Here is a 14,663-nt window from a genome sequence, read left to right as displayed (position 1 = left end):
GGAGCACCTCAAGCTGCTGTATTCCAGGAGCTACCTCCAGTCGCTGCGGGCCGAGTTGGCCGATTTGAGGAGCAAGGGAATGCCCGAGGCCGCCGAGGAACTGCTGTCCCGCTTCCACAAGCGCTTCTGCAACCTGGAGATTTTCGTCAAGGAACTGAAGGAACGCTTCAGCCGCTGGTTCAACAAGCACCACGGCCGCCGGGGCACGCTGTGGATGGATCGCTACAAGAGTGTGATCGTCGAAGATGGCGAGGCACTGAGAACCATCGCCGCCTACATCGACCTCAACCCGGTGCGCGCCGGGCTTTGTGACGATCCGAAGGATTACCGCTGGTGCGGCTACGCCGAGGCGGTGGCGGGCAGCAAGCGGGCCCGGCGCGGCCTGTGCCGGGCGCTGGATCGGCCGTTGGATTCCTGGGAGGAAAAGCCGACGAAGAGCGATCTCACGGCGGCGGAATGGTATCGCTGCTGGCTTTTCGGTGAGGGGCTGTCGCTTCCCGATGAGGCCGGTCAACCGAAGCGGCGCGGGATGAGCCTCGAGGAGGTGCGCCAGGTTCGGGAAGGGGGAGGGAAGCTCACACGCGAACAGTTGCTGCGCTGCCGGGTTCGCTACTTCAGCGACGGCGTGGCGATCGGGAGCCGCGAGTTCGTCGACGGGCTCTTCGAGCAACGGCGTGAGTATTTCGGCACAAAACGCAGAGATGGTGCCAGGCCGGTCCGAGAAAGTGCCGCGCCTATTTTCTCACTGCGGGCGCTCCGACAACGGGCGGTGGAATGATTCCTTCTAAGTTGCAACTTGACGTGCTCGTGCTTTCGTGCAACCGTGCTGCACGATGAATGTGACCATCAAGATGGACGATGCCTTGTGTCGGGAGGCCCGGCACCGGGCCGTGGATCGGGGGCTTTCGCTGTCGGCTTGGATCGCGGAGGTCGTGAGCAAGCAGCTGGCGGAAGACGAGGCCGTTGCGGGTGGCCTGCTCGAGGCGTTGGCGATGGAAGAGGCCGCGGGGAGGGAATTCGCCATACCACGTGATGACTCCGGTTCCCGCGATCTGACCTTTGTGCGATGAGGTTCCTTCTGGATTCGAACGTCATTTCGGAGCTGCGTTCGGTTCAGCGCTGTGCCCCCGAGGTGCGGGCCTGGGAGCAGAAAACTCCATTGGCTTCCTGCTGGATCAGCGTCGTCACCCTGCTGGAAATCCGCCGGGGCATCGACCAGATCGAGCCGAAGGATCCTCGCTTCGGGAAACTTCTCGGACAGTGGCTGGAGGGCAGGGTCAAACCGGCTTTCGAGGGGCGGACGCTGGCGGTGACTGCCGCCGTGGCGGAGCGCGCCGGCAAGATCGCTGCCGGGCGGACGAGGGGGTTGGCGGATTGCCTGATTGCCGCGACGGCCCTCGAGCACCATCTGATTCTGGCAACCCGCAACGTTGCCGACTTCGAGGATCTGGAGGAGCTGAAGGTCGTGAACCCGTGGAACGGTCCCCAGGCGGGATGAAGCTCAGGGAGCCCGGAGGCATTATCCCCGATTCCAGCTCGCCGCGACCAGGCCGGTGATTTCGAGATAGGATCGTCCATCGGAACTGGTCTTGCGTGCCAGCTCGACGGTCATCGGGAGGCCGGAGCGCTGCAGAAGCTCCTGATATCGGGGGTGGTTGGCGATGGCCTCACTGTCGAAAAGCGCGGTCAATGAGGCAAAGGCCACGCCGGACCGTGAAGCGTAGGCGGTCGTGGTGCGGGTGCCGGCGGGCGCGGCAATCTGGTACGCCGCAAAGGCGGGCTGGGAATCCTCGGTGGGCTTGAAGAAAACCCGGAAGGTTCCGCTTTCTCCCAGGTCGCCGGCGAGGAAACGGGCGAAGCGGTTGGTGGAGAACTCGTGGAAGGAGGACCAGTCGACCTGCCAGCCGCCGGAGGTTTGTCGAAGGGTGACGGGGAAGCCGTCCGGAAGGGCTTCGGTGGTGACCCGGTAGTGATGGAGATCCCCGTCAAGGAGCGAGGGTTCGATGGAAGTCACCTTGATTGGCCCGTCGCCCTCTGCCTCCGCCACCTCCTTCATCGCGGGCAGCGCGGCCTCGGCCACGTAGGCCGAGCGGGCCGTCCAGTCGGGAGCGGAGAGAAATGCCTCGAGGGTGGTCCGCGAACCGGTTTCGGCAGACGGTGGCTCGTCCACCTCCGGCGGTGGCTCCTCGATCGGTGGTTTGCTGGGAGTCTCCCGGATCTCGACGGGCGGGGCAGGCGTTTCGGGAAGGTTTGAGGGAAGAAGGCGGGGTGCCGGTTTGGTCGAGGGCGGGGCGAAAATGGGTGCGGTCACGTCGATGCGCTTGAGGGCGGTGAGGTAGCCGCCGATGAAGGCGAGGACGGTGCACAGGATGCAGGAGAGCACGAAGACGGCGGCCCAGAGGCGGCGGATCCGCTTCGCGGGCTCATCGTAGGTCGCGGAGCGCAGCGCAGGCTCGGTGGCGGGCCGGGGGACCGGAGCCTTGGCCGGAGCCTGCTCCTCAGCCGACGCCCGGGGCGGCTCGCGGTCGCGGGGGACCTCGCGGGTCGCCTGCTTCGGCTGGAAGACTTCCAGTGCCGCGGAAACGGGGCTGGATTCGCCGGGCTCCGGGAGGTTCGCCTCGGGCGCGGGCGGCAGCGGGATCTCGTTCAGCGGCGGCCCGGCTTGCAGCGAGATGCGCGCCGGGATGCCCAGGGCGGGCTGGGGTCCGATGATTTCCTCGCCGCAGTTCGGGCAGGGTCCCCGCTGACCGGCCGCCGCCGCAGGGACTCTCAAGCGCTTGTCGCAGGCGGGGCAGGGAAACTGGAGAGAGTCCATGGCGGAAGCGGATGAGAGCCTTTCAACGGCGAAACCCTAACATCAACTGCCGCGGGTGTCGATCTCAGACAGGCCCTCAGGCAAGCGTCACCGTTTCCACCAGCCGCGGGACCGCTACGGCAAGGCAGTGGGCGATCTCTGCAGGATCGACGGGACGCCGCAGGTGAAATTGATCGCACCGCTCCGGGCCGCCGATTCCGGCGTCGTCACGAACGATCAACTCGGTGGGCGGAAACTGAAGGCCGGTTCCCACGGCCTTCAAGAGGGCTTCCTTTGCCGTCCACAAGTGGAGCAGGGCGATGGCTCGGGAGCCGGTGTCGACGGGCAATTCCGCCCGTTCGGCTGGATGGCAGAAGCTGTCCTCGCACTCAAGCAGGGTGGGGGCGCGGTCGAGCGGTTCGAGATCGACTCCCACCGGGCCGGCGTCCGACACGACCAGGGCGGCCAGCGTTTCGCTGTGGCTCAGGTTGAACTCCAATCCCGGCTGGTCCACCCGGGGCTTGCCACCCGGCCCTTCGAGCCAAGGCAGGATCCGTCCGCCGGTGTGGCCGGCCAGGGCCCGCTTCGCCTTGGCGCGGAAGAGCGACCAGCGACGGGCATCGGGCTCGAAGACGAAGCGCCCCATCCTTTCGATTTCGTCCGAATCGAGGAAACTCTCCGGCTTCTCCGGCAGGTCCCATTCAGAAGTCAGAAGATGGAGCGTCACCCGTCCCATTCGCGTGCCTGACGCTGGCGGATTTGCCCGCTGCTTGTCACGCGCCGTCTCGCTTCAGATCCCGATCAAGCCCCTGCCCTGCATTTCTCACACGTGAGAAATGCATCTGGCCGGAGGCCAGACCGATACGCCCCGACAAGTCGGGGCTATCGGCGCAAACTCCGACAAAGTCGGCCCTCCGGGTTGGGAGGTCCATGTTTTGTGAGGAGGGCGGTTGGTGATCCGCGGCGACTGAAACGGTGCGGCTCTGGCTTCGCGGCCCCCTGAAGGGGGAACTACGAACCGAACAGGCGCGCCGGTTCTGTTTGTAGTTCCTCCTTTAGGAGGTCCAGCGCCAGATCAGATGGCAAGTCGCGTCCTTCGCTCCAGCCACGGATGGGCGAGGTTGCTGACGAACTTGATCTCCGCGCGATCCGACACCCACTTATTGTTCACCGTTCCTATTCGAGTGCTGCGCTCGGAAGGTCGAAGGTCTCAAATTCGAAAGTCCGAACCATTCCCCCGTCCACGAGAATCGTGAGATATCCGGGCTACGGGATCGCGTGGGGGAACTTTTGTGAATTCCAAAAGTCATTCAAAAATAACGAGTTGAAAGGTGTGTCGTCAAAAGATCCGCTCCGCTGAATATCTTGATTTTTTAAAATATCGACCTCATTCTTATCGGCGTTCCCACCCTGTTCCCTTCATTTTTATGACGACCCCCACGTCTCACGCTGTCCGGTTGCGCATTGCCGCGACCTTCACCGCCGAGCCGCTGAATGCCTACCTTTCGAAGGCACTCGCGATTTTTGGATTCGAGACCGACGTCGGTTTCGCCCCGTTCAACCAGGTGCTTCAGCAACTCCTGGATCCCGGCGGCTTGCTCGCGACCAATGATGGCGGGATCAACCTGGTCATCGTCCGGCCCCGCGATCTGGGCGCGGACGGACCCGCGAGGGCGCGTTCGACCGCGCGTGAAGTGGCGGCGGCGGTGGGCGAGTCGATGGCTCACGGTGCCCGCCGCACGCTCGTCGTGCTGGCGCCGAGCGAGCACGACAACGGCATCGAGAAGAACTTCGCCGCTGACCTGCGGGACCAGTTGGATCCGGTCGCGGGGGTCGAGGTGATCGATGCCTCGGAATCCTTCGAGATCTACGGCATCGAAGACGCCTACGATGCCGAGGCGGCCGAGGCGGCCTGCCTGCCCTACCGCGAGGAGGCTTTCGCCGCCCTGGGCACCTTCCTGGCGCGCCGGGTTCTCGCGCTGCTGCGCAAACCCTTCAAGGTGATCGCCGTCGATTGCGACAACACCCTCTGGACCGGGGTCTGCGGCGAGACCGGCCCGCGTGGCGTGTTGGTCGACGAAGGACGCGCGGCCTTCCAGCGGGAGCTGATGGCGAAGCGGGCGGAGGGCTACCTGCTGTGCCTCGTGTCGAAGAATCACCCCGAGGACGTGGAAGCGGTGTTCCGCGAGAATCCCGGGATGGTGATTTCCCGCGACGCCTTCGTCGATGGAATGGTCAACTGGGATCCGAAGTCGGCGAACCTGTGCCGGCTCGCCGAGCGCCTCGGCCTGGGGCTGGACAGCTTCCTGTTCCTTGATGACAACCCCGCCGAGGTCGCGGAGGTCTCGGCCAACGCCCCGGCCGTGCTTGCCCTGCGGCTGCCCGAGGCCAGCGTGGACCTGCCGGATTTCCTGCGTCACCTGTGGGTGCTGGACCGCGCCGAGCACTCGAAGGACGACACGCGTCGTGCCGACTTTTACCACGACGAAGCCCGCCGCCTGGCGCTTCGCGAGCGCACGGCGAGCTACGAGCAATTCATCGAGGGCCTCGACCTGCGGATGGAGATCGTGGCGGTGGCCGAGGATGATCTGGCCCGGGCCAGCCAGCTGACGCAGCGGACCAACCAGTTCAACGCCTGCCCGCAGCCGCGGGACGAGGTCACGCTGGCGCGTTTCTGCCAGGGCATGCGCGCCCAATTGGTCAGGGTCAGCGACCGCTTCGGAGATTATGGCACGGTCGGATTGATGTGCTCCCGGGAAGACGGGGGACGCCTCTGGGCGGAAACCTTCCTCCTGAGTTGCCGCGCGCTCGGCAAGGGCGTCGAGCAACGCATGCTCCGGCACCTGGGCGAGCTGGCCGGGCACCTCGGGCTTTCCGAGGTCGCGATCTGGTTCAACGACACCGGGCGCAACCAGCCGGTGAAGGATTTCCTCGAGAGCGTCGCCGGGCGCTGGGAGGACGGCATGCGCCTGATCGATTCCGAGGTGGCGGCGTCGTGCCCGCTGCTGCCGACGGCGACCGCCTCGCGCTCGAAGGCGGCGAGCTCGATCACCACCCCGCTGGTCGATCCGGAGGCCGTGAGCCTGACGACCCATGTGCTGACCGATGGTGCTTCGCTGGTGAATTGGGCCGCCGATCCGGTGCGCCCGCGTCCGGAGATCTCGGAGCGCTATGCCGCGCCGGTGGGTGAGGATGAGGAAAAAATCGCCACGATCTGGTCCGAGGTGCTCGGTCTGGAGGAAGTCGGCCGCAACGATCGCTTCGTGGATCTCGGCGGCAGCTCGCTGCAGTTGGTCCGCGTCCACGCCGCCATCCAGCGGGCCTTTGGTCGTCGCTTTGAATTTGTCCGCATGTTCGAGAACCCGACGGTGACCGCCCAGGCCGAGCTGGTCGCCGGGCGCGAGCAGGCTTCGGTGGTTCCGGAAGCACCGATTGGCGGCGGCGAGGGTGACGACAACGCGCTGGCCATTGTCGGCATGTCGGTCCGGCTGCCGGGGGCCTCGTCGCCCGAGGAGTTGTGGAAGAACCTGCGCGATGGGGTCGAGTCCATCACCCGTTTCTCCGAGGAGGAACTCGAGGTTCCGGGGCCGGCCAACGACCCGAGCTTCGTGCGGGCCCGCGGCCTGCTCGAGCCGGAGGTCTATGAAGGACTGGATGGCGGGCTTTTCGGGATCATTCCGCGCGAGGCCGAGATCATCGATCCGCAGCAGCGGGTCTTCCTCGAGCTTTGCTGGGAGGCCTTCGAGCGTGCCGGCTACGTGCCGGATGACGCCGAGGCCGATGGCGGTCGCGTGGGAGTTTACGCCGGCTGCTACTACGGCACCTACCTTCCCCACAACATTCTCTCCGACCCGCAAGTGCATCGCCGGCATTTGGAGGAAGCGCAGGTCGGAGCGCTGCAGGTCGAGTTCGGCAACGACAAGGACCACCTGGCGACGCGGGTCGCCTTCAAGCTCAACCTCAAGGGTCCGAGCCTCACGGTGCAGACCGCCTGCTCCAGCTCGCTGGTCGCCGTTTCCCACGCGGCAATGGCACTGCGGACGGGCCAGTGCGACATGGCCCTGGCCGGTGGCGTGACCGTGACCGTGCCGCAGAAGCGCGGCTACCGCCACGAGGAGGGCGGCATGCTCTCGCGCGACGGCCACTGCCGCCCGTTTGATGCCGACAGCTCGGGCACGGTTTTCTCGAATGGCGGTGGCGTGGTGCTGCTCAAGCGACTCAAGGACGCGGTGCGCGACGGCGACCACATCCATGCGGTCGTGCGCGGCTTCGGCATGAACAACGACGGCGGCGTGAAGCACAGCTACGCCGCGCCGAGCGTGGACGGCCAGGCCGATGCCATTCGCCGGGCGCACCTCGATGCCGGCGTCGATCCCCGCACGATCAGCTACATCGAGGCCCACGGCACCGCGACGCCGCTGGGTGATCCGATCGAGATCACCGCGCTGACCCAGGCCTTCCGCCACGCGACGTCCGACACGGGCTTTTGTGCGGTCGGTTCGCTCAAGTCGAACCTCGGCCACCTCGACACGGCCGCGGGCGTCTGCGGCCTGATCAAGACCGCACTCTCGCTCGAGCACGGCGAGCTGCCGCCGGTGCTGCATTTCGAAAAGCCGAATCCCCGCATCGATTTCGACAGTTCCCCGTTCTTCGTGAACGGCAGCCTCCGGGCGTGGAATCGCGAAGGCGACACGCCGCGGCGGGCGGGTGTGAGCTCCTTCGGGGTCGGCGGCACCAATGCCCACGTGATTCTCGAGGAAGCGCCGCGGGACGTCACGCCCGAGGCCCCCGAGGACGAGCGGGTTTGGCTGCTGTCCGGACGCAGCGACGAGGCCGTGGCGGAAATGGCCGACAAGCTCGCCGCGCACGCGGACGGAGCGAGCAGCACCGACTTTGCGACGGCGGCCCGGACGATGGCGGTCGGTCGCAAGGCCATGGCCCGCCGCGCGGCGGTGGTCGCCCGGGATTGGGCCTCGCTGGCCGGCAAGCTGCGCAGCCGCGAATTCACCACGGCCGAGGCGGCGACATCGGTGCCGGAAATGGTCTGGATGTTCCCGGGCCAGGGAGCCCAGCACCCGGGGATGACCCGCGATCTTTACGAGGCCGAGCCGGGCTACCGCGAAGACATCGACTACTGCGCGGACCTTCTCGAGCCGCTTCTCGGCGAGGACTTGCGCAAGACTCTCTTCGCCGAAGACGGAGGCGAAGCTGCCGAGCGTCTCAAGCGCACCGTGCTCGCCCAGCCGGCGATCTTCGTCGTCGAGTGGGCGCTGGCCCGCCAGTGGGCCCGCTGGGGTTTGCGTCCGACGTTGATGCTCGGCCACAGCGTCGGCGAATTCACCGCCGCCTGCCTGGCCGGGGTGTTCTCGATCGACGACGGCCTGCGCATCCTCGCCGAGCGTGGCCGACTGATGGGTGAGCTGCCCGGTGGATCGATGCTGTCGGTGCGCCTGGCCGCCGCCGAGCTTTCAAAGCGACTGCCGGAGGGCATCGACCTCGCCGCCAGCAACGGCCCGGCCCTGTCGGTCGTCGCCGGCGAAACCGAGGCGGTGAATGCCTTCGCCCGGCAGTTGGAGTCCGAGGGCGTCAACGTCCGCGAACTCCACACCTCCCACGCCTTCCATAGCCACATGATGGATCCGGTCGTCGATCGCTTCCGCAGGGTGATCGAGGGCGTGAAACTGCACACGCCACGGATGGCGATCCTTTCGACGGTGACCGGGGAGCGCCTGAGCGATGCCCAGGCGATCGATCCCGGCTACTGGGCGTCCCACCTCCGCCACACGGTGAATTTCCACGGGGCGCTCGATGCCGCCGCGTCCGAAACCGAAGGCCGGGTGTATCTCGAAGTCGGACCCGGCCAGACGCTCACGACCCTTGCCCGCCAGACCGCCGGACGCCGGGCGGCGGGTTGTTTTTCGAGCTGCGAGCATCCGGCATCCGGCGCTCCGGATCGTCCCCGGATGCTGCTTTCGCTGGGCGAACTCTGGACGCGTGGCGTGGAGGTCGATTGGAAGCTGGTCTTCCGCGAGGTGCCGGCCCAGCGGGTGCCGCTTCCCACCTATCCTTTCCAACGCAAGCGCTACTGGAAGGAGTGCCGCCTTCTCGACCAGCCCGTCGTGGCAGCCGCCCCGGCAGTTGCCGCCGCGGCCGTGCCTGCCGAAGCCGCGGCTCCCGAGGAGTCCGCGGGCTCGCTCATCGACCGCGTCCGCCAGGTGCTGGAGGACCTTTCCGGCATCCCGGCCGAGGACATGGCCGAGGGCGCCGGATTCCTCGAGTTCGGATTCGACTCGCTGCTGCTGACCCAGGCGGCGCGCGAGCTGCAGAAGAACTTCGGCGTGGCGATCGCCTTCCGCGACCTGATGCAGTCCTTCCCGACGCTCGGGAAACTGGTCGCCCACCTCGAAGCCAGTGGTGTCTCCGCCGCCGCCGGCAGCTCGAAGCCGACCCCGGCGAAGGTCGAGGTCGTGGCAGCCGATCCGGACGACGACGGCACCGAGTCCGGCGTCGCCGGTCCGCGCACCCGGATCGACCGCGAGGAGCGGTCAGACGAACTCACCCCCTCGCAGCGGGCCCATCTCGACGCCCTCGTCGAGCGCTACTGCGAGAAGACCAGGACCTCCAAGTCCCGGACCCAGGAGTTCCGGCAATGGCATGCGGATCCGCGGACGGTCAACGGCTTCAACCGCCTGTGGAAGGAGATGGTCTATCAGGTCGTCGCCACCCGGATGAAGGGTTCGCGGATGTGGGACGTCGATGGCAACGAGTACATCGACATGGTCAACGGCTTCGGCCCGAACTTCCTCGGCCACGCGCCCGACTTCGTCACCGAGGCGATCCAGGAGCAGCTCGCCACCGGCCTCGAGGTCGGTCCCCAGTGCGAGGCGGCGATGGAAGCCTCGCGCCTGTTCTGCGAAGTGACCGGCAACGAGCGCGTGTGCTTCCTCAACACCGGATCCGAGGCCGTCCAGGCGGCGATGCGGATCGCCCGCACCGTGACCGGACGCGACAAGATCCTCGTCTTCGACAAGGACTACCACGGCAACTTCGATCCGGTGCTCGTGCGCAGCGTCGGCAAGGGCCAGCGCCGCCGCACCCTGCCGCTGGCGCCGGGGATTCCGGACAACTCGGTGCAGGACATCATCGTCGTGCCGTGGGGCAAGCCCGAGGCGCTGGACATGATCCGCGAGGTCGCCGGAGAACTCGCCGCGGTCCTCGTCGAGCCGGTGCAGAGCCGCCAACCGGAGCTGGTTCCGGTCGATTTCGTCCGCGAGGTGAAGAAGATCAGCGAGGAAAACGACTTCCTGCTGGTGTTCGACGAGGTCATCACCGGCATCCGCCAGGGTCCGCGCGGCGCCCAGGAACTCTACGGCATCGAGGCCGACCTGGCGACCTACGGCAAGGTCTTCGGTGGTGGCGCGCTGCCGATCGGCATCTGTGCCGGCAAGGCCAAGTACATGGACACCTTCGACGGCGGCCATTGGCAGTTCGGCGACGACTCCTTCCCCGAGAAGGAGGTGACCTTCTTCGCCGGCACCTTCGTCCGCCTGCCGATGGCGATGGCGGCCTGCCGCGCCGTGCTCAAGCACGTGAAGGAGCAGCCCGCCGAGTATTGGGAGGGCATCGGACGCCGGGCCGACCGCCTGGCGACCACCGTCGACCGCATGTTCCGCGACCAGGGGATCGACGTGCGGATGGTGAACTTCAACTCGCAGATGTACCTGCGGATCGGGGACGGGGCCAGGCACGGCAACCTGATCTACTATCACCTTCGTAGCAAGGGGGTCTTTGCCATGGAGGGCCTGCCCTTCTACCTGACCGCGGCCCATACCGACGCCGACGTCGATTTCGTGATCAACGCCTTCCGCGAGACGATCGCGGAACTGCAGGACGGCGGTTTCTTCCCGAAGAACGAGACATCCAGCGAGGAGGAGGCGGCCGCCGGCGAGCGCGGGCCGTTCCCGATGACCGAGCCGATGTCGGAGATCTGGCTGGCCTCGCTGCTGGGTGACGAGGCGAACCTCGCGTTCAACGAGATGCTCCAACTCCGCCTCAAGGGGGCGGTGGATCACGCGGCGGTCCGGTCCGCCGTGCAGGATCTCGTCGATCGCCACGACGCCCTGCGGATGAGGGTGCCGGCCGGTCGCTCACCCGTGTTCGTGATCGATGATCATCAGGACGCCTGCGTGATCGAGGAGGACCTGCGCGATGAGGAGGACGTCGAGGCGGCGGTGCGCGAGTGCGGCCTGCGCCAGCGTGAGTCGGCCTTCGACCTCTCGACGGGACCCTTGTTCCGGGTGGTGGCGGCGCGTGTCGCCGACGATGAAGTGGTGCTGCAGTTCGTCGCCCACCACCTTGCGGCGGACGGATGGTCCTTCGAAGTGCTGATCCGTGACTTTGCCAAGGCCTACGAGGCGCGGCTCGACGGGTCGAAGCCGAAGTTCACCCCGGTGCCGTCGATCGTCGACCGGGCGCTGCGGGAGCATCGCAGCTCCGGAGATGGAGGCGACTCCCTGGACTGGTGGGCCGGGCGGTTTGCCGGAGAAGTGCCCGAGGTCGAGCTGCCGCTGCGCAAGGCCTATCCGCGGACCCCGCTGTACGCCTCGGACACCTGTGAGCTGATGCTCGATACCGAGATGCTCGGGAGGCTCAAGAAGCTTGCGGCGGCTTGCGGCGCGACGCTCAACAGCACCCTTCTCGGGGGTTTCCAGGCCTTGCTCCACAAGCTCACCGGGCAGCAACGCTTTGCGATGACCTTCCCGACCGCCGGGCAGATGAATGACGGCGACGAGGAACTCGTCGGGCATTGCGTCAACTTCCTGCCTCTGGTCGCCGAGATCGGCGAGGGCGATTCCTTCAAGCAACTGGTCGCCTCGGCGTCGGCGGGCCAACTCGACGCCCTCGAGCACGGCGACGTGACCTACGGGCGTCTCCTGCGGGCGCTCAAGCTCGGCCGGGAGGGTGGCCGCCGTCCGTTGATGGAAGTCATCTTCAACTTCGAGCCCTCGGGTGACCCGGGGTCCTTCGGCGGGCTCCAGGCCAAGGTCGAGACCGTTCCGGCGCGCTACAGCAACTCGACGATCTTCCTCAACCTGATGCAGTCGCCCGACGGCCTCCTGCTGTCCTCGACCTACAACCGGGAACTGATCGATCCCGGGACGATGCGGGCCTGGCTCGTGGCCTTCCGCGAGCTGCTCGGCCAGGCGACCGAGGATCCTTCCCGCCCCCTGGCAGCGCTGAAGCTGCTCGGAGACGACGCCCGCCAGAACCTGCAGCACTGGAGTGGCAGCGAGCTTCGCCTCGCCGATGAGTCCATCGATGCCCGTTTCCGCAGGATCGCTGAAGTCCATGCCGACCGGGTCGCGCTGACGGCTTCCGCCGGGTCGTGGACCTACGGCCAGCTCAATGTCCGCATCGATGCCGTGGCTTCGGCCTTGGCCGGTGCCGGGGTCGGTCGTGGCGACCGTGTGGCCGTGCTTCTTCCGCGGGGCCGCGAGTCGATTGCCGCTTCGCTCGGAGTCCTGCGTGCCGGTGCGTGCTTCGTGCCCATCGACCCGGCCGATCCCGAGCCGCGCCGCCGTGAAATCATCGAGGACGCCGGAGTGAAGCTCGTCCTTTCCGACCAGCGTCCGGAGGGCGTTGCCGTCCTTGATCCCGGCGACATCGAAGAGGGCGTCGCGCCCGTGCTCGAGCTCTCCACCGAGGATCCGGCCTACGTGATGTACACCTCCGGCTCGACCGGCAGGCCGAAGGGCGTGGTGGTGCCGCAGCGTGGCGTGCTTCGCCTCGTCGAAAACGGCGGAACCATCGAGTTCGGTCCGGAGGAGGTCTTTCTCCACGCCTCGAACCCGGCGTTCGATGCCTCGACGCTCGAGATCTTCGGCCCGCTGCTTCACGGCGGGCGGCTGGTCCTGCTGGAGGAGGACGAGACCTCGCTGGCGGGCATCGGTTCGCTGGTGGAGCGCGAGGGAGTGACCACCCTGTGGCTGACGGCCGGCCTCTTCGAGTTGATGATCGAGGAGAATCCCGGATGCCTCCGCGGTGTGCGCCAGTTGCTGGCGGGCGGGGACGTCCTCTCGCCCGGGCACGTCCGCCGCGCCTTCGAACTCCTGCCCGATACCGCGATCATCAATGGCTACGGCCCGACCGAGAACACAACCTTCACCACCTGCCACCGGGTGCGGCCGGAAGACCTCGAAGCCGGCTCGATTCCGATCGGTCGGCCGGTTCCCGGCACGACGGTGGGCATCGTCGACAAGGACGGAGAGCCGGTTCCGGTCGGCGTTCCGGGAGAGCTTCTCTGCGGTGGATCGGGTTTGGCGCTCGGTTATCTCGGTCGCGACGACCTCACGGGGGAGCGCTTCATCCAGACGCCGGCGGGTCGCATGTATCGCACCGGCGACCTTTGCCGCTGGGCGTCGGATGGCACGATCGAGTTCGTCGGGAGGATCGACCAGCAGGTCAAACTGCGTGGTTTCCGGATCGAGCCCGGCGAGATCGAGGCAGTGCTCGGAAGCCATCCTTCGGTCGCCCGCTGCAAGGTGGCGGTGAGGGGCGAGGGAGCCTCCGGGAAACGACTGCTGGCGTGGGTCTGCACGCGGGACACCGGTGCGCTGTCGGAGCTTTCCGAGTGGCTGGCTGCCCGGCTGCCGGGCTTCATGGTCCCAGAGCGGATCATCGAGGTTCCCGACATGCCGCTCACGGCGAACGGCAAGGTGGCCGTCGACCGGCTTCCCGAAACCTCCGGCCATCAGCCGCAGCCGGTCGTGGCGCGGCAGGCACCCGAGGGTGAAACCGAGCGGAAACTTGCCGTCATCTGGAGTGAGCTTCTGAAAATCGATCCGCCCGCCCGGGACGAGGATTTCTTCGACCTCGGCGGAAACTCGCTGGCCGGACTGCGGATGTTCGCCCAGATCCAGCGCAAGTTCGAGGTTTCCCTGCCGCTCTCGACCCTGCTGCGGGCGCGAACCATCCGTTCACTGGCGGTGGCCGTGGAATCCGCCGGGGGCGGGGAAAAACCGGTCGCGCTGGAGAACCTGGCCTCGGTCCAGCCCGAGGGCGACCTGCCGCCGCTGTGCGCCGTTCATGGTGGCGACGGAGGCATCCTCTTCTACCGGGAACTCGCCGAGCGCCTGCCCAAGGATCGCCCGTTCCTGGCGATCGAATCGCCGGAGCTGCGACGGGACGACCGGATCGAGGTCGGCGCCATCCCGGAAACGGCGGCCCGTTACATCGAGATGCTCAAGGCGGTCCGACCGGACGGCCCCTACCTGCTCGCCGGCTATTCCTACGGCGGAGTGGTGGCCTTCGAGATGGCGCGTCAGCTGGCGGAAGCCGGTGAGGAGGTTCCGTTCCTGGCGCTCTTCGACACCGTCAACCCCGCGGCGGACATCCGCCCCTACGCCCTCGGCGAGCGGGTCTCGGTTTACTGGAATTCCCAGTCCGAAGCCTCCCTGGCGGAGCGGATCCGCCGGCTTGCAGGCCGCTTCAAGGACGGCGTCGAAACCCACCTCCGGGTGAAGGCCGAGTCGGCCGCCGCCCGGGGCGAGGCGGCGTCCGCCCATACCGAGCGCCGGGCCGTCCAACTGCGCGAGGCCCACGAAAAGGCCATGGATGCCTACCAGCCGTCGCGGTTCCGCGGCACTCTTCATCTTTTCCGCGCATCCGCGGTGAACGACAAGTTCGAGATCCCCGACGACTACGGGTGGTCGGATCATGTCGACGCCCTGAAGATCATCGAGGTCCCCGGTGAGCACCTGACGCTGTTCGACGATGGAAATGTCGGCCCGCTGGCCGAGGATGTGGCCGCCGAGCTTCGGGCGGCCGTCGGAACCGCCATGGACCAACCGCAGTCGTGACCCCCGTGATC

The 14,663-nt window shown here is 67.0% G+C and carries 6 protein-coding genes; 4 read left to right on the top strand and 2 right to left on the bottom strand.

From position 1 onward, the window contains the following. The 3 genes from ACG2LG_RS09755 to ACG2LG_RS09745 all read left to right on the top strand — a co-directional run. Positions 1-778 (top strand): transposase (locus ACG2LG_RS09755; RefSeq protein WP_396258527.1); only part of this gene is annotated, 778 nt, incomplete at its 5' end. Positions 779-833: 55 nt separating this feature from the next. After that, the gene (locus tag ACG2LG_RS09750) at positions 834-1,070 is read left to right on the top strand and encodes a hypothetical protein (RefSeq protein ID WP_396258525.1); all 237 of its coding nucleotides are present in this window, start codon (positions 834-836) and stop codon (positions 1,068-1,070) included. After that, entirely contained in the window at positions 1,067-1,498 is a 432-nt protein-coding gene (locus ACG2LG_RS09745; RefSeq protein ID WP_396258523.1) for a type II toxin-antitoxin system VapC family toxin, read from the top strand. The genes ACG2LG_RS09750 and ACG2LG_RS09745 overlap by 4 nt, the downstream gene beginning before the upstream one ends. A gap of 21 nt (positions 1,499-1,519) precedes the next feature. Here the strand turns inward: ACG2LG_RS09745 and ACG2LG_RS09740 are convergent, their stop codons facing one another. After that, positions 1,520-2,815: a hypothetical protein gene (locus ACG2LG_RS09740; RefSeq protein ID WP_396258522.1), complete on the bottom strand. Its 1,296-nt coding sequence runs from the start codon at positions 2,813-2,815 to the stop codon at positions 1,520-1,522. Between the two features lie 76 nt (positions 2,816-2,891). Continuing rightward, complete coding sequence (locus ACG2LG_RS09735) at positions 2,892-3,521, bottom strand: 4'-phosphopantetheinyl transferase family protein (protein ID WP_396258521.1); 630 nt, start codon at positions 3,519-3,521, stop codon at positions 2,892-2,894. 730 nt (positions 3,522-4,251) lie between these two features. Between ACG2LG_RS09735 and ACG2LG_RS09730 the strand changes: the two genes are divergently transcribed. Beyond that, positions 4,252-14,652 (top strand): amino acid adenylation domain-containing protein, encoded by a 10,401-nt coding sequence (locus tag ACG2LG_RS09730; protein WP_396258520.1) that lies wholly within the window; start codon positions 4,252-4,254, stop codon positions 14,650-14,652. The last annotated feature ends 11 nt before the right edge of the window (positions 14,653-14,663 follow it).

It is taken from the genome of Haloferula sp. A504, assembly GCF_044385805.1.
Lineage (GTDB): Bacteria > Verrucomicrobiota > Verrucomicrobiia > Verrucomicrobiales > Akkermansiaceae > Haloferula.
The sequence above is the reverse complement of the archived record's forward strand: the minus strand, read 5'-3'. Positions and strand labels throughout refer to the sequence as shown.

Excerpts from the sequence above, each read along its gene's own strand:
- ACG2LG_RS09745 (WP_396258523.1), top strand. The coding sequence starts at position 1,067 with ATGAGGTTCCTTCTGGATTCGAACGTCATTTCGGAGCTGCGTTCGGTT.
- ACG2LG_RS09750 (WP_396258525.1), top strand. The coding sequence starts at position 834 with ATGAATGTGACCATCAAGATGGACGATGCCTTGTGTCGGGAGGCCCGG.
- ACG2LG_RS09740 (WP_396258522.1), bottom strand. The coding sequence starts at position 2,815 with ATGGACTCTCTCCAGTTTCCCTGCCCCGCCTGCGACAAGCGCTTGAGA.